This is a genomic window from Flavobacteriales bacterium (genome assembly GCA_016712535.1).
Lineage (GTDB): Bacteria > Bacteroidota > Bacteroidia > Flavobacteriales_F > PHOS-HE28 > PHOS-HE28.
Window position 1 is genome coordinate 824,096 of the sequence record JADJQW010000002.1, and the last position, 20,374, is coordinate 844,469.

A 20,374-nucleotide genomic window follows, 5' to 3' on the forward strand; every position below is an offset into this window, starting at 1 on the left:
ACCCCATGGCCGCGATCAGGCAGCATTGGATCGCCGCGGCCTGCGTGCTCTTCGTGGCGCTCAACGCGCTGCTCACCGCCCGTGATTTCCCGTGGCTCGCCTTGCTTCCCGCAGTGCTGCTTGCCGCTTGGGCCATGGTGATGGTTCCTGAGCGCGTGCTCTACTTCATCGCCTTCGCCACGCCGCTCTCGATCAACCTCGAGGAGATGGACCTCGGCGGCATCGGGGTGTCGCTGCCCACGGAGCCGCTCATGCTCGGGCTCACCTTCCTGCTCTTCTTGCGCATCGCGCTGCAGCGCGGCGTGCTGGAACGCCGGTTCCTGCGGCATCCCATCACCGGGGTGGTGATCGCGCAGCTGGTCTGGATGGCCGTGTGCATCATCCCGAGCAGCTTGCCGGTGATCTCCATGAAGTACCTGATCGCGCGCCTCTGGTTCGTGGGGTCCATGTTCCTGCTCGGCTCGCTGCTTTTCCGGGATGCCGGCGCCATGCACCGGTTCATCAAGTCCTTCGTGGCGGGACTCGTGGTGGTGGTGCTCTATACGTTGTACCAGCATTCGCTCCACCACTTCGCGCACGACCCCGCGCACTGGGTCATGAGCCCCTTCTTCAAGGACCATACGAGCTACGGCGCCGTGATCGCCTTCATCATGCCCTTCATGGTCGCGGCAGTGGCCATGCCGGGCTATTCGCGCACGGAGAAAGGCATCGCGCTCGTGCTGCTGGGCGTGCTGGTGGTGGGGCTCGTGTTCTCCTATACCCGCGCGGCATGGCTCAGCCTGGTGGGTGCGGCGGGCCTTTTCGCGGTGATGCGCTTCCGGGTCCCGGCCTGGGCATTAGGCGTGCTGCTGGTGGTTGCCGGCATCGGCTATTACGTGAACAAGGACCAGATCACCATCGCCCTCGAGCGCAACCGAAAGGAGAGCAGTGACGACTTGAAGGAGCATGTGCAGTCGATCTCGAACATCAGCAGCGATGCCAGCAATCTCGAGCGCTTGAACCGCTGGAACTCCGCGGGCCGCATGTGGCAGGAGCGCCCGCTCTTCGGCTGGGGGCCCGGCACGTACATGTTCCAGTACGCGCCTTTCCAGGCTTCTGAGGACCGCACGATCATCAGCACCAACTTCGGGTCCGGCGGCAACGCGCACAGCGAGTACCTCGGGCCGTTGGCCGAGCAGGGATTCATCGGCATGGGCCTGATGGTGGCGCTGGTGCTGCTCACCACGTTCCGCGCCATGCGCCTGTACCATCGCATGCCGTCCGGTGCCGATAAGCGCGTGATGACGGCTGCCTTCATGGGCCTCGTCACCTATTACCTGCACGGGGCGCTGAACAACTTCCTCGACATCGACAAGGCCTCGGTGCCCTTCTGGGCCTTCACCGCCATGATCGTGCTCTTCGACGTGAAGTACGCGGCCCCGAAGGGCGGCGCGGCGCCGATCAACTGAATCGGCAGCAGAGCACCGCGATGTCGTCGAGGTAAGGCTCAGCGCCGCGGTGCGCTTCGAAGGCAGCCTTCAATGCGGATACCAACCCATCGGGACCGGCGCCCGAGAAACCGCTCAGTGCACGGTTCAGCGGTTCATCCTCGAAGGCGTGGCCATGGGCATCCTCCTGCTCGACCAGGCCATCGGTATAGCAGAGCAGGGTGCCTTCCTTGGGCAAGGGCATTTCACCGATCCGCAGGAAGGGCAGGCTCGGCATCATGCCCAGGGCGATGCTGCCGTCATGCAGCGCGGTGATCCGCGCTCCATCATGCAATAGAGGGTCGTTGTGCCCGGCATTGGCGAAGCGCAAGGTGCCGGCGCGCAGATCGATCAAGCCGGCGAAGAAGGTGATGAAGCGCTCGCCGCGCGCATTGGCGAACACGCGCTCGTTGAGGTGGCGGATCAACCGGTCGAGGTCGTTGTTGTGGGGCAGCGCCGCGCGCACCTGCGCTTGGAAGTTGCTCATGAGCAGTGCTGCAGCCACGCCTTTGCCGCTGACGTCGGCCACGCAGGCGAGGTACCGTTCGTCGCCGAGCGGCAGCAGGTCGTAGTAGTCGCCGCCGATGAGGCGGTGCGGCTGGTACCACGCAGCGGCTTCCAATCGGTCAGTGCGCGGCAGCTCCGCAGGGATCAACTGCTGCTGCATCTGGGCGGCCAGGACGAGGTCGCGGCGGTCGAGCTCCTGCTGCAATTGGCGCCCCGCCATGCGCTGGTTCTCCAATGCCACGGCCACGAGATTGGCCAGGGTCTGGATGAAGTTGAGGTGCTTCACCACCGGGCTCATGCGCTGCTCCTCCTCATCGATGTCGCCGATGAGCAGGAAGGCAAGGGGCTTGTCGCGGTGGTACACCGGCACTGCCACGTCGAAGGCGCCCAGCCGGCCCTCGATCTCCGCGTTGATGGTCTGGATGTCGGTGAACGTGCCGAAGAGCTGCTCGGCGTCGATGGCCGCGTCGCGCGCGTCGTGCCCGTAGCTCAAGATGCGCTCCCAATGATCGGTGCGCTCATACAGGCTCAGCCGCGTGATGCCCAGTTCACCATGCGCGATCCGTTCGAAGAGGCGCAGCAGCTCGTCGCGCCCGACGTTGTTGTTGATGGCCTTGCTCACATCGAGCAGCGTGCGCAGCTGGAACTCCTTCAGCTCCAATCGCTCGATGATGCGCTCCAGCCGGGCCATTTCAGATGCCTAGCTTCTTGGCGATCTCCGGCAGCTTGGCGCGCAGGCTGATCTCCCGCATCATCTGCTTCGCCTCGCGCGCCGGTGATCCCAGATAGGTCTTGCCCGCTTCGGCATCGGTGAGGATGCCGCTCTGACCGAGGATCACCGCGCCCTTGCCCACGCGCAACTTGCTCGGGATGCCCACCTGGCCCCAGAGGGTGACGCCATCCTCGATCACGCAGGCGCCGGCAATGGCCACATGCGCAGCGAACAGGCAGCGTTCGCCGATGCGCGTGTCGTGGCCCACCTGCACGTGGTTGTCCATCTTGGTTCCGCGGCCGATGCGCGTATCCGCGCTCACGCCGCGATCGATGGTGCTGAGGGCCCCGATCTCCACATCGTCCTCGATCACCACGGTGCCGCAGGGCTCCATCTTGTCGTAGCCGCTCGGGCGCTTCTTGTAGTAGAAGGGGTCGGCGCCGATCACGGCATTGGCGTGGATCGTCACGTGGTCGCCGATGGTGGTGCGCTCGTAGATCACCACGTTCGGGTGGATGACGCAATCACGGCCGATGGTCACGTGCGGTCCGATCACCGCCGAAGGATGGATCCGCGACCCTTCGCCGATCACGATGCCCTCAGGACCCCAGCCCGCACGCGGCATGAAGCGCTTCACCAGCGCATTGTAATCGCGGCATGGATCGGGGCTGATGATGATGGCCTTGCCAGGAGGCGGTTCCACGGCCTTGTCGATCAGGATGGTGGTGGCCGCGCTGTTCAGGGCCTTGTCGTACCACTTCGGATGGTCCACGTAAACCAGGTCGCCCTCGCCCACACGATTGATCTCGTTGAGGCCTGTGACGAGGCGCTGCGTGTTGCCGTGCGCTTCAGCGCCGATCAGGGCGGCGAGTTCGGCAGCGGTGAGGGGCTGAGGGAGGATCACGCGGTTGGGTTGGCGGCCAAAGGTAGCCGCGCCGAAAATGGCGAAGCCCCCAGGAGGGGGCTTCGTTCCGTTCAGTGCGTGACGGTTTATTTCTTCACGCGATCCAGGTATTCGCCCGTCTCGGTGTCGATGCGTATCACCGTGCCAGCCTCCACGAAGAGCGGCACCATGAGCTCTGTGCCGTTATCGAGCTTGGCCAGCTTCATCACTTTGTTGCTGGTATCGCCCTTCACGGCATGCTCGGCCTCCGCCACGGTGAGCTCAACGGTCTTCGGCGGGCGGGCGAAAATGGGCACCTCGCTCTCGAAGCCGATCTGCACCACCATCTCCTCGCGCATGAATTTCATGGTATCGCCGAAGAGCGCCACCGGGATGTACTTCTGGTCGAAGGTGGCCTGGTCCATGCACACCAGGTTGTCGCCCTCGCGGTAGAGGTATTGCAGCTCGTGGATCTCGACCCGGAGCACCTCCATGCTTTCACCGCTGCGCCAGCGGTGCTCGTTGAGCTTGCCGTTCCGGAGATTGCGCATCTTGCCCTGGTAGAAGGCGCGCAGGTTGCCCGGCGTGCGATGCTGCCACTCCATGATCTGGCAGATGTCGTTATTGAAGCGGATGTAGGATCCGATGTTCACGTCGGCAGTGGAGGCCATGGCGGGTCAGTTGAATGGGCCGCGAATGTAGCCGAAGCGATCCAACCGGAGCCGCACCGGTAAACTTGCCGCATGGAAGAACGTGGCCCTTGGAAGACACTGACGGTTGAGGAGCGATACAGCACCCCGTGGATCAGCGTGAGCCACCACGAGGTCATCGACCCCGGCGGGCGCGAGGGCATTTATGGGGTGGTGCATTTCAAGAATCTGGCAGTGGGCGTCATCCCGTTGGATGAGGAAGGCAACACCTGGATCGTAGGCCAGTACCGCTACCCCATCGATGCGTACAGCTGGGAGATCATCGAGGGCGGAGGGTCGCGTGAGCGGCCGCCTGTGGAGAGCGCCCAGCGCGAATTGCGCGAAGAGGCGGGCATCGTCGCGGAGCGCTGGACCGAGGTGCTGCAGATGGACCTGAGCAACAGCGCCAGCGACGAGGTGGCCATCATCTATGTGGCGCAAGGACTCACCTTCCACGAGCCGGAGCCCGACCACAACGAGCAGCTCGAGCTGCGCAAAGTGCCCTTTGCTGAATTGGTGCAGATGGTGATGCGCGGCGAATTGCGCGACAGCCTCACCGTGGCCGGCGTGCTGAAGGTGGATCGCCTGCTCCGGGATGGTGACCTGCTTCAGAAGTAGAGCCAGTGCGCCTTCCACGCGCCGTTGCTGCGGTACTCCAGCGCCGGAAGCGGCACCTTGATGCTGTTGGCCATGAACAGCAGCGTGCGCAGCAGCTTGCTCCGGGTGCGTATCCGCGTGAGGTCGATGTCGGGTGAGAGGTAGATCTGCCTGAACACGGGATCGCCACCGATCTGCTGTTCCGGATGCGCGCTCACCATGCCTTCCGCGCCATAGCCAACGGCGATGTTCAGCCACTTCGGGATGCGTGCGCTGCCGCTGAGGCTCGCGACGTTGCCGCTGAACCATAGTGTGACGCCATTGTAATCCTTCAGCAGGCGGTCGGCAACGCCTTCGCCTAGCAGATCGGGACGCTGAGCCGCGTAAGGCGTTAAGCGTAACGAGATCTTCGGCACGATGCGCTGCTCGTGCCAGGTTGCATCCTGCACGATGAAGAGGCCAGCCCCTACAGCATTGGCGGCCATGTCGCTCCACGAGAAGCCCCAGCCGGACGACGTGCCATCGAGCAGCTCGATGCCCGTCATGAAGGCCAGGCCAACGGAGCCGCCGATCCAGCGCGCGCTGCGATTGCCCGTTCCGCAGTGCTTCATGGCGGCATGGCCCCAGGCACCGAGCATGTAGCCGCTCAGCAGGTGTCCGGTCTTGTCCAGCTGCAGCCATTCGCCGCTATCGTCGAAGCTGTGCATGGGCTCGCGCTCGTACTGCGCGTACCAGGCCTGATCGAGGCCGACGAGGGCTGCCGAAGCCGCTGCGCCCGCGCCCACGGAAACAAGGGTGACGCACCGCTTGCAGGGCCGCTCGCAGGCGGAGCTTGAATCAGCAGGCTGCGCTGTGGCCATTTGAGCCGGCAGCGTCAAGCCGATGCTCACGAAGGCCGCACGGTGAAGGAGCCGCATGGCGCAAGGTATCGGAGCGGGTGAGCGGTCAGGCGCCGATCGTCTTCTTGCACGCCGCTAGGATCGCTTGCGCGCCGGCCATGGTGCCCGATTCCGCGTAGCAGCGCAGCACCGGCTCGGTGCCGCTCGCGCGGATCATCAGCCATTGCTCGCCATCGAAGTGGAACTTGTGGCCGTCGATGGTCTCCACGCGGCGCACCTCCAGGTCGCCGAAGCGCGTGTAGCTGTCGCAGTCCTTGAGCACCTGCTGCTTCAGCGCTTCGCTAATGTGGAGGTCGTTCCGGTCGTAGGCGAAAGGCCCCACGATGGCGTAGACTTCTTGGATCAGCTCATCGAGCGTCTTGCCGCTCTTGGCCATGAATTCCCAGATGGTGAGGCCCATCCATATGCCGTCGCGCTCGGGGATATGGCCTTTGATCGCGATGCCGCCGCTCTCTTCGCCGCCGAGGAGCACGTCCTCGGTGATCATGATGCCGCTGATCCACTTGAAGCCGATCCTGGTGACGCTGTACTCGAGGCCATAGTGGTCGCAGAGCTTCTTCACCTTCGGCGTGGTGCTCACGGCCACCACCACCTTGCCGGTGAACTTCTTGTACTTCACCAGGTAATGGATGAGCAGCAGGATGATGTGGTGCGAGTCGATGAACTCGCCGCGGCCGTTGTACAGGCCGATGCGGTCGGCGTCGCCGTCGGTGGCCAGGCCGCAATCGATCCCGCCCTGCTTGATCAGCGCGCTGAACTCGCCGAGGTTCTTATGGATCGGCTCCGGCGCCTGGCCCATGAACGAGGGGTTGTAGTCGCAATGGAGGAAGGTGGCCTTCGGAAGGATGCGCCGCATCACGTTCTGACCGGCGCCATACATGGCATCATAGCCCCAGCGCATGCCGCATTCACGGATGGCCTTCATGTCGAAGCTCTTCTCCACATGATCCACGTACATGGTCTCCAGGTCGATGGATCGCAGCAAGCCCTTCGCGCGCGCTTCATCGAGATCGATGGAGGAAAGGTCGATGCCGTGCGCATCGGGGATCATGTCCTCCACCTCCTGCACCTCTTCGGGGATCAGCGGGCCGCCATGGATGCCCTTCAGCTTGTAGCCGTTGTAGCTGGGCGGATTGTGGCTGGCTGTGAGCACCACGCCCATGCCGGCCTTCACGCGTTGTGCGCCGAGCGAGATCATCGGGGTGCTCACGAAGCCTTCGGCCAGATGCACTTCGATGCCGCGGCTCACGAACACCTTGGCGCAAGTCTCGGCGAAGAGCGCCCCGCCGAAGCGGCAATCGTGGCCCAGCACGATGCGGGTGCTGCCCGGCTGCTTCTTCAGCACCCAATCCGCTACGGCCACGCTCACGCGCGCCACATTGTCAACCGTGAATTCCTGCGCGATGATGGCGCGCCAGCCGTCGGTGCCGAATTTGATCTTGGTCATCTGTGCATCGCTCGCTTTCTCTGGAGCGGGCGCGAAAATAGGCGGCTCTCAGGAGCGCGCTCACCGGTAGATCTTCCGGGCGTTCAGCGCCTTCTGGTAGCGGCGCGCATTCACCAGGTGCTGCTCGTAGGTGCGCGCGAAATCGCTGTATCCGCTGAGGTCGGCGCGGGCGCAGAAATAGAGGTACTCGTGCTTGGGCGCGCTGAGCACCGCATCGATGAAGCGCGGCTCAGGCATGTTGATGGGCCCGGGCGGCAGGCCCGCGTAGCGGTAGGTGTTGTAGGGTGAATCCACCTCCTTGTCGCGGTGGAGCACACGCCGCACGGAGTCGAGGCCCAGCGCGAATTTGAGCGTGGGGTCGGCTTGCAAGGGCATGCCGATGCGCATGCGGTTGAGATAGACGCCGGCGATCGTGGGCGCATCGGCCATCTTCACCGTTTCGGCCTGCACGATGCTGGCCAAGGTGCTCGCTTCCGCAGTGGTGAGCTTCAACGCAGCGAGCTGCTCGCGCCGCGTCTCGTTCCAGAACGCTTCGTGCTCCTTGAGCATGCGCGCGATGAATTGCTCGGGCGTGGTGGTCCACCACAACTCGTAGGTGTTGGGCAGGAAGAGGCTGATCATGGTGGCGTCGCTCAGCCCCGCATCGCGTTGCCGGTCAGGGTCAAGGAAGGCCTTCAAGAAGGCTATGGAGTCCGGCTCCAGCGAGCGCCCTAATCGTCCCGACAATTCATGCAGGTGATCCACATTGCTGAAGGTGATGCGCACCGGCTCCTGCTCGCCGGCGTGCAGCATGCGAGCGATGGCGCGCAGGCTCGCACCCTTCTTCACGCGGTAGCGTCCTGGCTTGATGGTGCCGCGCTTCAGCAGGAGCTCCGCAGCGCGCTCATCATGCACGGCCGCGATGCGCTCCAAGCTGTCCATGGCCGTTCGCAGATCGGATCCGGTGGGGATCAAGAGCACGCGGCTCTCGTCCGTGAAGCGCGTCGAGGGGCCCATCACCTCACGCCACGCCACGAAAGCCGCCAACCCTGCCGCCGCCATGAGGACCGCGCCGGCGATGAGCCATTTGCCTTTCCGCTTCGCCATGGATCACATCTCGATGCTGCCTTCGAACACGCGCACGGCCGGACCGATGAGCGCAATGCGCGACCACCCGCCGTTCACGGCCTCCGCTTCAACGCGGAGGTCGCCGCCCCGTGTGCGCACCGCCACTGGCGAAACCGCCTCACGTCGGGCCAGCGCGCTGATCGCGGCCGCCACCACGCCGGTGCCGCAGCTCAAGGTTTCCGCTTCCACGCCGCGCTCGAAGGTGCGCATGCTGATCGCGCCATCCGCCACGCGCACATAGTTCACGTTGGAGCCGCCTGGGCCGCGCCGCTCGTGGTGGGCGCGCAACGGGCCATCCACCATGATCTCCACAGCATCCAGTTCGGGCACGCGCACCACTTCATGCGGCGATCCAGTGTGGATGAAGTCGTGGTCCGCTCCGCTCAGCACCAGCTCCACGTCGCGCAGCGATACGGCCACGAGCCCACCACGCCACTCACCTTCGTGCAGTCCATCGATCGCCATGAACCGAGCGCTGGGCGCCTCGCCGTTCCAACGGCTCCAGGCTGCGAAGGCGCAGCGGCTGCCGTTGCCGCAGAAGCTCTTGCTCGCATCGGGGTTGAAGAATTCCATATGGAAGGCGATGCCCGCTTCGCGTGGCGCTTGGATCAGGATCAGTCCATCGCTTCCGATGCCGAAGTGGCGGTCGCAGAGGAGGCGCACGAGATTGAGATCGTTCGCTGGGAAACTACCCGAACGATCATCGACCAGGATGAAATCGTTGCCGGTGCCGTGCCACTTCTCGAAGGCGATGCGCATGCCGCAAAGATGGTTCGAGGCTGAAGGTTGTTCCTCGGTTGCAGGTTGATTCTGGTTCAGGGTTGACCTTCCCACAACCCCCAACCTGTCATTGCGACCGCTAGGAACGAAGCGGGAAGCAACCCACAACCCTCAACCACAATCAACCTGCAACCTTCAACTCCTCAAACCCTTCCTTTGCCGCATGCCCACTTACCGTGCGCTCGGCATCATGAGCGGAAGCTCCCTCGATGGCCTTGACCTCGCGTTATGCGAGCTGCAGGAGAAGCGCGGTCGCTGGAGCCATTCGTTCATCAAGGCGCGCACGGTGCCCTATCCAACAGCGCTGCGCGACCGGCTGCTGAACGCCATGCACGGCAGCGCGCTGGAGCTTGCGCATCTCGATGCCGACCTCGGCGCATTCATCGGTCAGGCCAGCAAGCGCTTCCTGCGCGGAGAGGAAGCCGAGCTGATCGCTTCGCACGGGCATACCATCTTCCATCGGCCCGAATTGGGCTTCAGCACGCAGATCGGCTCGGGCGCGCGCATCGCGGCCATCACCGGTATCACCACGGTGTGCGACTTCCGAAGTGCCGATATCGCGCTGGGCGGACAAGGCGCGCCGCTGGTGCCGCTGGGGGAGAAGCTGCTGTTCCCGGACTACAGGGCCTTCATCAACGTCGGCGGCATCTGCAACATCAGCTTGCACGGACCGAAGCGCATCATCGGCTACGATGTCTGCATCGGAAACCAAGCGCTCAACTATTTGGCGAACGAGGCGGGCTTGCCCTTTGATGAGAATGGCGAACTGGCGCGGAAGGGCGGCTTCGACGGGGAGCTATTCGTCGAGCTGAAGGGCTCTCCATTCCATGCGAAGCGCCCGCCCAAGTCGATGGGGCGCGAGTACTTCAACGAATGGGTGCTGCCGTTGATTGAGGGCCGTTATCCATCCACATCCACCAAGCTGCGCACCGTCGCCGAGCACATCGCCTACCTGCTGGCCCAGGCCTTGCGCAAAGCCGATGGGCCAGTGCTCGTCACCGGTGGAGGAGCGCACAACGGGTTCCTCATTGAACGGATCCGCCATCATTCCATGGCACCGATCGAAGTGCCGGACAAGCGCACCATCGACTTCAAGGAGGCGCTGGTGTTCGCGTTGTTGGGCGTGCTTCGGATCCGGGGCGAAGCGAACGCGCTGGCCAGCGTGACGGGTGCGAAGCGGGATAGCTCAGGTGGGGCGGTGAATCGGCCCTATTAACAGACGGTTTGAATAACCGTTCCGGCTGCCCGACAACGAGCTTGAGCCCGCCGCTACTTTCGCCCCGACCGATAGGAAATGCGTGATGCCCTTCAGCGCTTCGAGGAGCGCGCCCCCGAGATCGTCTTTGAATGGAACGATGCCCCCACCGGTGCACGCGGCTGGGTGGTGATCAATAGCCTGCGAGGCGGTGCGGCCGGCGGCGGCACCCGCATGCGCAAGGGCCTCGACAAGCGCGAGGTGGAGAGCCTGGCCAAGACCATGGAGGTGAAGTTCAGCGTGTGCGGCCCGGCTATCGGCGGTGCCAAGAGCGGCATCGACTTCGACCCCGCCGACCCGCGCAAGAATGCCGTGCTAGACCGCTGGTACAAGGCCGTGATGCCCCTGCTGAAGACCTACTATGGTACCGGCGGCGACCTGAACGTGGACGAATTGCACGACGTGATCCCGATCACGGAGCGCTATGGCTTGCGCCATCCCCAAGAGGGTGTGGTGAATGGCCATATCGGCACGCAGGAAGAGGTGAAGCTGAAGGCCATCGCCCAGCTGCGCGAAGGCGTGAGCAAGGTGGTGAACGACACGGGCTATGTGCCGGTCGCTGGCAAATACGCCGTGGCCGACATGATCACCGGATGGGGCGTGGCCGAGAGCGTGCGCCATTACTACCGTGTTTATGGCGGCGACCTGAACGGCAAGCGCGTGATCGTGCAGGGCTGGGGCAATGTGGGCGCTGCCGCAGGGTATTACCTCGCCCAACAGGGGGCAAGCATCGTGGGCATCATCGACCGGCATGGTGGTGCCCTCCGTCCGGAGGGCTTCAGTGCAGAGGAAGTGAAGGGGCTCTTCACGGACAAGGCCGGCAATGCGCTCCGGATTCAGGACATGCTGCCCTTCGATGAGGTGAATGCGAGGATCTGGGACATCGGGGCCGAGGTCTTTTTGCCGTGCGCCGCCAGTCGCCTGGTGACCAAGGACCAAGTGGACCGCATGGCCAAGGCCGGCCTGGAAGTGATCAGCAGCGGCGCCAACGTGCCCTTTGCCGATCCGCAGATCTTCTACGGCCCCATAGGCGAGCATGCGGACGGCCTTGCGAGCGTGATCCCCGACTTCATCGCCAACTGCGGCATGGCCCGCGTGTTCGCTTATTGCATGCAGCCCGGCAACGCGTTATCGGACAAGGCCATCTTCGAGGATGTGAGCAACGTGATCGGCAAGGCCATTGAAGATTGCCAGGCCCGCAACAACCAGCGCAAGCACCTCACCCGCACCGCGTTCGAGATCGCCCTCGCCAAGCTCAACTGATATACTTCAGCACGGCCGCGCGCCGTTCCATCACAACCCGACACCATGCACTTCCCGCTCTTCACGCAGATCGAACAGGCCCGCGAGGTCCTGGAACAGACCAGTTCAGCCGGACCGGTCGAACCTGTCATCGAGACCATCTCCATCTGGCAGCTCATCGTCGATGGCGGCTGGTACATCATGGGGCCACTGGGCATCATGAGCCTGATCGCCATCTACCTCATCATCGAGCGCTCCATGGCCATACGCCGCGCGCTCCGCGAGGACAAGGACTTCATGAACAAGATTCGCGACTACGTGCACGAAGGCAAGATCGACAGCGCCCGGAACCTGTGCGCGCAGACCAGCACACCTGTGGCGCGCATGCTCGACAAGGGCCTCAGCCGCGTGGGCAAGCCGCTGAAGGACATCGAGGTGAGCATCGAGAACGCCGGCAAGCTCGAGATCTACCAGCTGGAGCGCGGCCTGCCCGTGATGGCCACCATCTCCGGCGCCGCGCCCATGCTCGGCTTCCTCGGCACCGTGATCGGCATGATCGTCACCTTCCACACCATGAAGATCAGCGGCGCAGGCGTTGAGATCAGCCAGCTCAGCGGCGGCATCATGCAGGCCATGGTCACCACGGTGGCGGGCCTCGTGATCGGCATCATCGCCTACGTGGCCTACAACACGCTCACAGCGCGCGTGAACAAGGTGATCCAGAAGATGGAAGCCACCACGATCGCTTTCATGGACGTGCTCGAATCACCCGCCAAGTAACATGGGCCTGCGCAGCACACATAAGGTCGATGCGGGCTTCAGCATGAGCTCCATGACCGACCTGGTCTTCCTGCTGCTCATCTTCTTCGTGATCGTGAGCACGCTGGTGAGCCCGTATGCCCTTCCTGTGGACCTGCCCAAGAGCGCCAACAAGACCAAGGAGAAGCCCAAGGTGGCCGTTCGCATCGACGCCGAGCAGCACTACAGCGTGAACAACCGCATGATCGAACCGGCGGACCTCGAGGGGGTACTGAAGGACGAAATGAGCAAGCACCCAGCGGACCAGGCCGTGGTGATGCACGTGGACCAGAGCGTGCCCACCGGCATCACCGTGAGCGTGCTCGACATCGCCAAGCGCAACAAGTGGAAGATCATCCTGGCGACGAAACCGGAATGATCATGGCACGCGGATCTCAATAGACTCCGGCAACGTCGATCCTCCGGGTCGACCAAACGCAACGCACCATGAGCACCATCGCCGTACAGCATCAAGAACAGGAGCGTGACCGCCGCGCGGGCATCATTGCTACGGTGGTCATCCACGCCATCGCATTCCTGCTCTTCCTCTTCTTCGGCCTCACGCAGCCCGATCCGCTGCCGCAGGAGGAGATGATCGAACTCGTCTTCGAGAGCGCCGGCGGACTCAGCGGCGGCGACCCGTCGCCCACGCCCGGTGCGCCGCAGGAATCGGCCGTGCCATCGCCCTCCGCGAGCGATCCGGAAGAAGTGGCCACTGAGGAAGACAGCCCCGTGGAAGCACCCAAGCCCGTAAAACCGAATCCCAAGCCGAATCCCAAGCCCGAGACCCCCAAGCCGCCCAAGCCTAATCCGAATTCGCTGTTCAACCCGAGCGGCAATCCCAGCGAGAACACCGACCCGAATCCGGGCGGCAACAACAGCAACAGCAGCAAGCCTGGCGGTGGAGGCAGCGGCGACTTCAAAGGGAGCGGCTTTGAAGGCAGGTTGGAAGGCCGCGGCCTGATGCGCGGACCGAACATCACCGACAAGCCCAGCGAGGGCGGCAAGGTGGCCTTGAACATCTGGGTGGACCGCGACGGCAAGGTGACGCGCGTATCGCAGAACCTCGATAAGAGCACCACCACGAGCTCCGTGCTGTTCAACATCGCCAAGAAGGGTGCCCTGCAATGCACCTTTTCAGCGCGTGCTGATGGCCCTGCCGAGCAGATGGGCCTGCTGGTCTTCATCTTCGAGCTGGAGTAGCGCGTCAACATCCGTGTCCATCAGCGTCCATCGGTGGTTATGCTGACCTACGCGGACACGCTGGCGTACCTCTACGCGAAGCTGCCCATGTACCAGCGCATCGGCGCGTCGGCGTACAAGGCCGATCTCAGCAACACGCATTCGCTCATGGAGGCTCTGGGCCATCCCGAGCGCGGGCTGAATTGCGTGCACGTGGCCGGCACCAACGGCAAAGGCAGCACGTGCTCTTTCATCGCCAGTGCGCTGAAGGAGGCCGGTTACAAGGTCGGCCTGCACACCTCGCCGCACCTCAAGGACTTCCGGGAACGATTCCGCGTGAACGGCGCCATGGTGAGGGAAGAGGAGGTTGTTCGCTTCGTTGAGCGGCACCGCGATGCGTTCGGGCCGATCGAGCCCTCGTTCTTCGAATGGGGCGTGGCTTTCGCACTTTGGTGGTTCCGGGAGCAGCAGGTCGATATCGCCGTAGTAGAGACGGGCATGGGCGGCCGCCTCGACAGCACCAACGTGGTGACGCCCGAGGTCAGCGTGATCACCAACATCGGTTGGGACCACATGCAGTTCCTCGGCGATACGCTCGAGAAGATCGCTGCGGAGAAAGCGGGCATCATCAAGCCGGGCATTCCTTTGGTGATCGGTGAAGCGGAAGCGGAGGTGGCGGAAGTGTTCCGTCGGAAAGCCGAAGAAGAGCGCTCCTCGATCGTGTTCGCGGATCACAGCAACCCGTTGCCCTGTGCGATCGGCCTGCATGGCGCGCACCAAGAGCGGAACGCCCGAACAGCGTTGGCAGCCATTGATGTGTTGCGCGCGCGCGGCTGGAACATCTTGAACGAAGCCGTAGCACGCGGTTTCGCGAACGTGGTGGCGAACACCGGCCTGCGCGGCCGATGGGAGGTGATCGGCCAGGCGCCGCGCACCATCGCCGATGTGGCGCATAACGTGGATGGCATGCGCGTGGTGAATGCACTGCTGGCGAGCACCGGCTTCAACCGTCTCCGGATCGTGCTGGGCATGGTGAATGACAAGGACATCGATGGCGTGCTGGACCTTTTGCCGAAGGATGCAGCCTATTACTTCTGCAAGGCTGACATCCCGCGCGGCATGGATCCGGAACAGCTGCGATCAAAGGCTCGAGCGCACGGATTGGCAGGTGTCCGGTGCGCGTCGGTTACCGATGCAGTGGCAACCGCCCGTGAATCCGCCGCACAGGACGACTTGGTGCTGGTGACCGGTAGCGTCTTCGTCGTGGCCGAAGCGCTGTGAACAGAAAAGCCTCGGCTTTCGCCAAGGCTTTCCGTGGTGGGACGTACTGGATTCGAACCAGTGACCTCATGCGTGTGAAGCATGCGCTCTAAACCAGCTGAGCTAACATCCCAATGCGATCATCGTTGGCGAGCCGGAGGCGGCAGGCGGTTTGGTGGAGGCAGCCGGATTCGAACCAGCGACCCTCTGCTTGTAAGGCAGATGCTCTGAACCAGCTGAGCTATGCCTCCATGATGCGACGACTTCCAAAGAACAAGGCCCGAATACCTAAGGGCCCGACCCGGTGAAGGGGGCGCAAATATAGCCGGACCTTTTCTTCATGGACGGCGCCACCGGCAGGAGCATGGAGCCTGCGATGGCCGGGGCTTTTCCTTTCCTTGCGGACATGCGTGCAGGAGCAGGTGCCAATCTTCCATACTGGCTCTTGACGGCGCTCCATTTGTGGCCGATCTGGGGAAGCGCCTGGTTCGTCACCGTCGATGGGCCCTGCCACCTGGCCAACGCGCGCATCCTGCTTGATCTGGTGCGCGGCGACGAGTTCACCGGCCGCTTCTTCGTCCTGCACACCTGGCCGGAGCCCTATTGGACCGGGCCGTTGATCATGGCCGCCGTTATGTCCGTGGCCCCTTCGTGGGTCGCGGAAAAGGCCGTCTTCTCGTTGGCGGTGATCGCCGTGGCGTGGAGTTACCGCAGGCTGGCGGTCTCACTGGCGCCGGAGCGTCCGTGGCTCAGCTTCTTGGGCGTGCCCTTCCTATTGCATTATGCCGTGGCCATGGGTTTCATCAATTTCAGCCTCAGCCTGCCGCTCCTGCTCATGGCGCTGCATCATGCATGGCACCGGCCTCTTGCTCCAGCACGGGGTTTCCCGGCGCAATTGGCGCTGATCCTCACCCTTCTGTTCTTCACCCATCTAACCAGCTTCATGGTCGCCGGGGCTTGCGTTGCGTTGATGCTGGTGATGCGCGATCGCGGCGAGGGGGGCAGTGGTCTGCCCGGGCTGCGGTTCGCACTCCTGGCCGCCGCGCCGGGGATCTGCCTCACGCTAACCTACTGGTTCATGCACCCGACGGCCCGTGGTGGAGCAACGTGGGTGCCTCTTGGTGATCGGTTGGCCTGGCTGGTGAAGGGCCGGGCGTACAATGCGTTGGGCGTCGACGGCGAATCCTATGCATCGGCCATGACGGCTGCGCCAGTTGCGCTCTTGGGGGCCTGGCTGCTCCTCGCTGCATGGAAGAAGGACTGGACCGTGCGCACGTGGCTGCTGCTCGCCGCGTGCGCTTTGGTCGCATTCCTTGTGCTGCCCGATGTGGCCGCTGGCGGGAGCAGCGCTTCACCGCGCGTGCTCCTCTTCTTCATGCTCTTGCTCTCGTTGGCGATCACGGCGTCCGGTGCGCACCGAACACTCGCGCTCGTCGCGGTGACCATCGTTATTGCCGGGGATATCTGGCATACCGCATTGCAGGCCCGCACCGCACGAGCGCTATCGGGCGAGGCCACGGCCTTGCTCGAGGTCGCAGCACCGATCCGTGATGCTGCTGTCGTGCTCCCCTTGAATTACAGCGGCAATTGGGTGCATAGCAACTTGAGCAGCTACATCGCGGCCACGCGCAACGCCACGGTGCTCGACAACTTCGTTGCGCTCGCGCCCTTTTCGCCCGTGCAATGGCGCCCGGAATCGATTCCGCACGGCATCGGCGATTTTGCCACGAGCAACGCGCCGTGCGTAAGGGTGCAGGAGTATGAGCGATTGACAGGTGCACCCATCACTCATGTCTTCTTCTGGAAGTCGCTGGCCGAATCACCCGATAGCTGTACCACCAGCACTTTGGAGCAGATCAGTGCTTGGCATCGAGCCGCAGAATCAGGCGACGCCCTCTTGTTCGTGGCGCCTTAAGAGCGCTTGAGGACCCGAAACCAATCCGGCGAACCGCCTTCCAGCTGTATTCGGCGTCCTTTGGGATGGCTCGCGGCCAGATTCATGCATCTCGTAAATACTTGAATATCAGATTAATGTTGCTCGTTTGGATGTAATCAAGAAATAATGTTCAACGAAAAAGTAGAAACATTAGACAACTTGTTGTTCTTTTGTCCAGTCATTAGCGCATAACACTGAACAAAATCATGTCAACCCTCGAGTTCAACCACCAGCTTCTTAGCCTGCGGCAGCAGTTGTACTACTTCGCCCTCGGCCTCACCAAGGACCGCGATAACGCGCTTGACCTGGTGCAGGAAAGCATGCTCCGGGCAATCACCTTTCGCGACAAATTCCGCGACAACACCAATTTCAAGGCGTGGGTGTACACGATCGTGAAGAACACCTTCATCAACGGTCATCGGCGCAATAAGCGTACCCGCGTGCTTTTGGACTCCGTGGAGCGTGAGCGGGAGGTGGTGAGCCGAGTGCAAACGCCTGCATCGGTTGAGGCCAATGTCAAACGCAGTGAGATCGACCGTAGCTTGGAACGCTTGGACGAGGCTTTCCGCACGCCGTTCCTCATGCATCACGAAGGCTACAAGTACCATGAGATCGCCGAGCACATGGGCATTCCCATCGGAACCGTGAAGAGCCGCATACACCAAGCACGCCAGCGATTGCAGGAGATGCTTACCGACAAGAACGTCCAGAACTGAGATGAAGCACGTTGTGGTCATCGGCTCAGGCTTTGCCGGCTTGGCGGCTGCCGCCTCGTTGGGGCGAAAGGGCTTCCGGGTGACCGTTCTCGAAAAGAACGCACAGCCCGGTGGCCGTGCGCGCACATGGAGCGAAGACGGCTTCACCTTCGACATGGGGCCCAGCTTCTATTGGATGCCCGAAGTGTTCGAGCGCTTCTTCGCTGACTTCGGCGAGCGTGTCCGCGATCACTACGACTTGATCCGGCTCGACCTTTCCTACAGTGTGGTCTTCGGGCCAGGAGAGAAATGGGCCATCCCGGCAGACCCCATCGAGCTCCGAGCCTTCTTCGAGAGCAAGGAGAGAGGTGCCGGTGCCCAGCTCGAACGTTTCCTCGCAGAGGCCAAACTGAAGTACGACCTCGGCATGGGCGAGCTGGTATACCGCCCCTCGCTGAGTTGGGGCGAGTACATGCATCCCGGCCTCATTGGCGGCCTGTTGAAGACTAAAGTATTCCGCAGCCTGCGCAAGCATGTGCAGGCGCACTTCGCCGATGAGCGTCTGCGCCTGCTCATGGAGTTCCCCGTGCTCTTCCTAGGGGCAGCGCCGCAGAACACGCCGGCTTTGTACAGCCTGATGAACTACGCCGACATGGAGCTTGGCACCTGGTACCCCTTAGGGGGCATGGGCAAGGTGGTCGATGGCTTCGTGCGTGTGGCCGAGAAGCAAGGCGCCACTATCCGCTGCGGCGCCCCCGTTAAGCGCATTCTGGTGGAGAGCGGCAAGGCTATTGGCGTGGAGCTCAGCGAGGGCGTGCTGAAGGCCGATATCGTGGTGGCTGGCGCCGACTACCACCATGCGGACCAGGAGCTGCTTCCTGAAGCTGCTCGTGGCTACAGCAAGGACTACTGGACCAAGCGCACCATGGCCCCGAGCGGATTGCTGTTCTATCTCGGCTTCGATCGAAGGCTGCCCGACCTGGAGCACCACACGCTCTTCTTCGATGAGTCGTTGGACCGGCATAGCGCGGAGATCTATGACAACCCTGCTTGGCCCAGCAAGCCGCTGTTCTACACCAGCTGCGCGAGCAAGACCGACCCCAGCGTGGCGCCTGAAGGGAAGGAGAACATGGTGATCCTCATCCCCATCGCGCCAGGGCTCGTTGACGAAGGGGAGACCCGGGAGCGCTATTACCACATCGTGATGGAACGCTTGGGCAAGCATCTTGGCTTCGACCCGCGCCCGCATGTCGTGCTCAAGCGGAGCTACAGCATCAATGACCTGAAGGCCGATTACAACGCGTTCCGCGGCAACGCTTATGGCATGGCCAACACCATCATGCAGACCGGCCCTTTGCGCCCCAGCATGAAGAGCCGAAAGGTGGAAGGCCTTTACTACACCGGGCAGCTCACCGTGCCCGGCCCCGGCGTGCCTCCCGCGATCATCAGCGGGCAAGTGGTGGCCGACCTGGTCGCAAAGGAATTCGCTCCTGAATCCGTCATCCTATGAATACGATCGCGCTCTACGACAAGGTGTGCCTTAAGGCGAGCCGACACACCACCTACAGCTACAGCACCTCCTTCTCACTGGGGATACGCTCGCTCGACAAGAGATTCCATGAGCCGATCCATTCCATCTATGGCTTCGTGCGCTTCGCCGATGAGATCGTGGATACCTTCCATGGCTTCGACAAGGACAGCCTGCTCATGCGCTTCCGCGAAGACACCTACCGCGCCATCGCCGAGGGCATCAGCCTCAACCCCATCCTGCACAGCTTCCAGCGCGTGGTGAACCAGTACCGCATCGAGCGCGAGCTTTACGACACCTTCCTCGACAGCATGGCCATGGACCTCACGGACACGCGCCATGATCAGGGCAGCTACGAGACCTACATCCTGGGCAGCGCCGAGGTGGTGGGCCTGATGTGCCTGCGCGTCTTCTGCGAGGGCGACGAGCCACTCTACCAGAAGCTCCGGCCCGCCGCCATGAAGCTGGGCGCTGCCTTCCAGAAGGTGAATTTCCTGCGTGATCTGAAGGACGACCACCAGAATCTTGGCCGCACCTACTTCCCCGGCATCGATATGAGCCGCTGGGACGAGGACACCAAGCGGGCCATCGAGGCCGATATCCAAGCGGACTTCGATGCGGCGCTGATCGGCATCCGCCAGCTGCCCAAGGGCGCTCGCTTCGGGGTGTACATGGCCTACATCTACTACCTGAACCTCTTCCGCAAAATCAAGGCGCTGCCTGCCGGGCGCATCATGCAGGAGCGGGTGCGGGTGCGCAACCGCCGGAAGATCGCCCTGCTCACCACCAGCTACCTGCGCCACAGCTTCGGCATGCTCTGAACACCATGCAGGACCAAGCGTTGAACGAGGATCAGGTGGTGCTGGTGAACGAGCGCGACGAGGCGATCGGCACCATGGGCAAATTGCGCGCGCACCAGGAAGGCGCGCTGCACCGGGCCTTCTCGGTGTTCCTCTTCGATGACCAGGGCCGCTTGCTGCTGCAGCGCCGCTCTCCGGGCAAGTACCACAGCGCCGGCCTGTGGACCAACACCTGCTGCAGTCATCCGCGTCCGGGCGAGCCCGTGGCGGTTGCCGCGCGCCGCCGCCTCGTTGAGGAGATGGGCATCAGCGTAGAGGTCGAGCACCGCTTCAGCTTCCTGTACAAGGCCCGCTTCGACAATGGCCTGCACGAGCATGAACTGGACCATGTGTTCTTCGGCTCCTTCTCCGGCCGGCCGAACCCCGCCGCCGACGAGGCTGATGGGTGGGACTATTTGCATCCGGACAGGCTGGGGGCCGACCTCGAGGCGCATCCGGAGCGCTACACCGTGTGGCTCCGCGAATGCTGGTCTCGCGTGCGCGCCGAACTGGCCCGCAAGGCCGCCTGACACCAACCAGAACAGTCACAAC

At 63.0% G+C, this 20,374-nt stretch carries 20 protein-coding genes and 2 tRNA genes; 13 read left to right on the forward strand and 9 right to left on the reverse strand.

Annotated features, from left to right (window positions below; all coding sequences use genetic code 11):
- The first annotated feature begins 5 nt into the window (after window positions 1-5).
- On the forward strand, window positions 6-1,448 hold the full coding sequence (locus IPK70_03255; protein ID MBK8226178.1) for an O-antigen ligase family protein: 1,443 nt from the start codon (window positions 6-8) through the stop codon (window positions 1,446-1,448).
- On the opposite strand, the gene IPK70_03260 is transcribed toward IPK70_03255, so the two are convergent.
- From IPK70_03260 to efp, 3 genes are all read right to left on the reverse strand, one after another.
- Window positions 1,441-2,664, reverse strand: coding sequence for a PP2C family protein-serine/threonine phosphatase (locus IPK70_03260; protein ID MBK8226179.1), 1,224 nt, complete (start codon window positions 2,662-2,664; stop codon window positions 1,441-1,443). The two genes, IPK70_03255 and IPK70_03260, sit on opposite strands and share 8 nt — an antisense overlap.
- Window position 2,665: 1 nt before the next feature.
- Window positions 2,666-3,589, reverse strand: coding sequence for a UDP-3-O-(3-hydroxymyristoyl)glucosamine N-acyltransferase (locus tag IPK70_03265; GenBank protein ID MBK8226180.1), 924 nt, complete (start codon window positions 3,587-3,589; stop codon window positions 2,666-2,668).
- An 86-nt stretch (window positions 3,590-3,675) separates the two neighbouring features.
- Window positions 3,676-4,239, reverse strand: a complete 564-nt coding sequence (gene efp / locus IPK70_03270) for an elongation factor P (GenBank protein MBK8226181.1) — start codon at window positions 4,237-4,239, stop codon at window positions 3,676-3,678.
- Window positions 4,240-4,311: 72 nt separating this feature from the next.
- On the opposite strand from efp, the gene IPK70_03275 reads away from it, so the two are divergent.
- Window positions 4,312-4,875, forward strand: coding sequence for an NUDIX hydrolase (locus IPK70_03275; GenBank protein ID MBK8226182.1), 564 nt, complete (start codon window positions 4,312-4,314; stop codon window positions 4,873-4,875).
- On the opposite strand, the gene IPK70_03280 is transcribed toward IPK70_03275, so the two are convergent.
- From IPK70_03280 to dapF, 4 genes are read right to left on the reverse strand one after another with little or no spacing between them, the layout of a single operon-like run.
- A complete protein-coding gene (locus IPK70_03280; protein MBK8226183.1) occupies window positions 4,866-5,771 on the reverse strand; it encodes a DUF2279 domain-containing protein in 906 nt (301 codons plus the stop codon). The genes IPK70_03275 and IPK70_03280 overlap by 10 nt on opposite strands.
- Before the next feature lie 28 nt (window positions 5,772-5,799).
- Window positions 5,800-7,200: a phosphoglucomutase/phosphomannomutase family protein gene (locus tag IPK70_03285; GenBank protein MBK8226184.1), complete on the reverse strand. Its 1,401-nt coding sequence runs from the start codon at window positions 7,198-7,200 to the stop codon at window positions 5,800-5,802.
- Between the two features lie 60 nt (window positions 7,201-7,260).
- Window positions 7,261-8,286 carry an endolytic transglycosylase MltG gene (gene mltG, locus IPK70_03290; protein MBK8226185.1) on the reverse strand — a complete coding sequence of 342 codons (1,026 nt, stop codon included), beginning with the start codon at window positions 8,284-8,286 and terminating at the stop codon, window positions 7,261-7,263.
- 3 nt (window positions 8,287-8,289) lie between these two features.
- On the reverse strand, window positions 8,290-9,066 hold the full coding sequence (dapF, locus tag IPK70_03295) for a diaminopimelate epimerase (GenBank protein MBK8226186.1): 777 nt from the start codon (window positions 9,064-9,066) through the stop codon (window positions 8,290-8,292).
- Window positions 9,067-9,250: 184 nt separating this feature from the next.
- Between dapF and IPK70_03300 the strand changes: the two genes are divergently transcribed.
- The 6 genes from IPK70_03300 to IPK70_03325 all read left to right on the forward strand — a co-directional run bounded on the left by IPK70_03300 (window position 9,251) and on the right by IPK70_03325 (window position 14,845).
- The gene (locus IPK70_03300; protein ID MBK8226187.1) at window positions 9,251-10,303 is read left to right on the forward strand and encodes an anhydro-N-acetylmuramic acid kinase; all 1,053 of its coding nucleotides are present in this window, start codon (window positions 9,251-9,253) and stop codon (window positions 10,301-10,303) included.
- 78 nt (window positions 10,304-10,381) lie between these two features.
- Entirely contained in the window at window positions 10,382-11,605 is a 1,224-nt protein-coding gene (locus IPK70_03305; protein ID MBK8226188.1) for an amino acid dehydrogenase, read from the forward strand.
- A 45-nt stretch (window positions 11,606-11,650) separates the two neighbouring features.
- Window positions 11,651-12,364, forward strand: coding sequence for a MotA/TolQ/ExbB proton channel family protein (locus IPK70_03310; GenBank protein MBK8226189.1), 714 nt, complete (start codon window positions 11,651-11,653; stop codon window positions 12,362-12,364).
- A 1-nt stretch (window position 12,365) separates the two neighbouring features.
- The gene (locus tag IPK70_03315; protein ID MBK8226190.1) at window positions 12,366-12,761 is read left to right on the forward strand and encodes a biopolymer transporter ExbD; all 396 of its coding nucleotides are present in this window, start codon (window positions 12,366-12,368) and stop codon (window positions 12,759-12,761) included.
- 68 nt (window positions 12,762-12,829) lie between these two features.
- Window positions 12,830-13,585 (forward strand): hypothetical protein, encoded by a 756-nt coding sequence (locus tag IPK70_03320; protein MBK8226191.1) that lies wholly within the window; start codon window positions 12,830-12,832, stop codon window positions 13,583-13,585.
- 42 nt (window positions 13,586-13,627) lie between these two features.
- On the forward strand, window positions 13,628-14,845 hold the full coding sequence (locus IPK70_03325) for a bifunctional folylpolyglutamate synthase/dihydrofolate synthase (protein MBK8226192.1): 1,218 nt from the start codon (window positions 13,628-13,630) through the stop codon (window positions 14,843-14,845).
- Window positions 14,846-14,879: 34 nt separating this feature from the next.
- On the opposite strand, the gene IPK70_03330 is transcribed toward IPK70_03325, so the two are convergent.
- Together IPK70_03330 and IPK70_03335 are read right to left on the reverse strand one after the other, a co-directional pair.
- Window positions 14,880-14,957, reverse strand: a tRNA-Val gene (locus tag IPK70_03330).
- 40 nt (window positions 14,958-14,997) lie between these two features.
- Window positions 14,998-15,075, reverse strand: a tRNA-Val gene (locus IPK70_03335).
- A gap of 89 nt (window positions 15,076-15,164) precedes the next feature.
- Between IPK70_03335 and IPK70_03340 the strand changes: the two genes are divergently transcribed.
- The 5 genes from IPK70_03340 to idi all read left to right on the forward strand — a co-directional run bounded on the left by IPK70_03340 (window position 15,165) and on the right by idi (window position 20,352).
- Window positions 15,165-16,739 (forward strand): hypothetical protein, encoded by a 1,575-nt coding sequence (locus tag IPK70_03340; GenBank protein ID MBK8226193.1) that lies wholly within the window; start codon window positions 15,165-15,167, stop codon window positions 16,737-16,739.
- 227 nt (window positions 16,740-16,966) lie between these two features.
- Window positions 16,967-17,476, forward strand: coding sequence for an RNA polymerase sigma factor (locus IPK70_03345; protein MBK8226194.1), 510 nt, complete (start codon window positions 16,967-16,969; stop codon window positions 17,474-17,476).
- A 1-nt stretch (window position 17,477) separates the two neighbouring features.
- Window positions 17,478-18,965 carry a phytoene desaturase gene (gene crtI / locus IPK70_03350; protein MBK8226195.1) on the forward strand — a complete coding sequence of 496 codons (1,488 nt, stop codon included), beginning with the start codon at window positions 17,478-17,480 and terminating at the stop codon, window positions 18,963-18,965.
- The gene (locus IPK70_03355) at window positions 18,962-19,804 is read left to right on the forward strand and encodes a phytoene/squalene synthase family protein (GenBank protein MBK8226196.1); all 843 of its coding nucleotides are present in this window, start codon (window positions 18,962-18,964) and stop codon (window positions 19,802-19,804) included. The genes crtI and IPK70_03355 overlap by 4 nt, the downstream gene beginning before the upstream one ends.
- Before the next feature lie 5 nt (window positions 19,805-19,809).
- Window positions 19,810-20,352 (forward strand): isopentenyl-diphosphate Delta-isomerase, encoded by a 543-nt coding sequence (gene idi / locus IPK70_03360; protein ID MBK8226197.1) that lies wholly within the window; start codon window positions 19,810-19,812, stop codon window positions 20,350-20,352.
- Window positions 20,353-20,374: the final 22 nt, after the last annotated feature.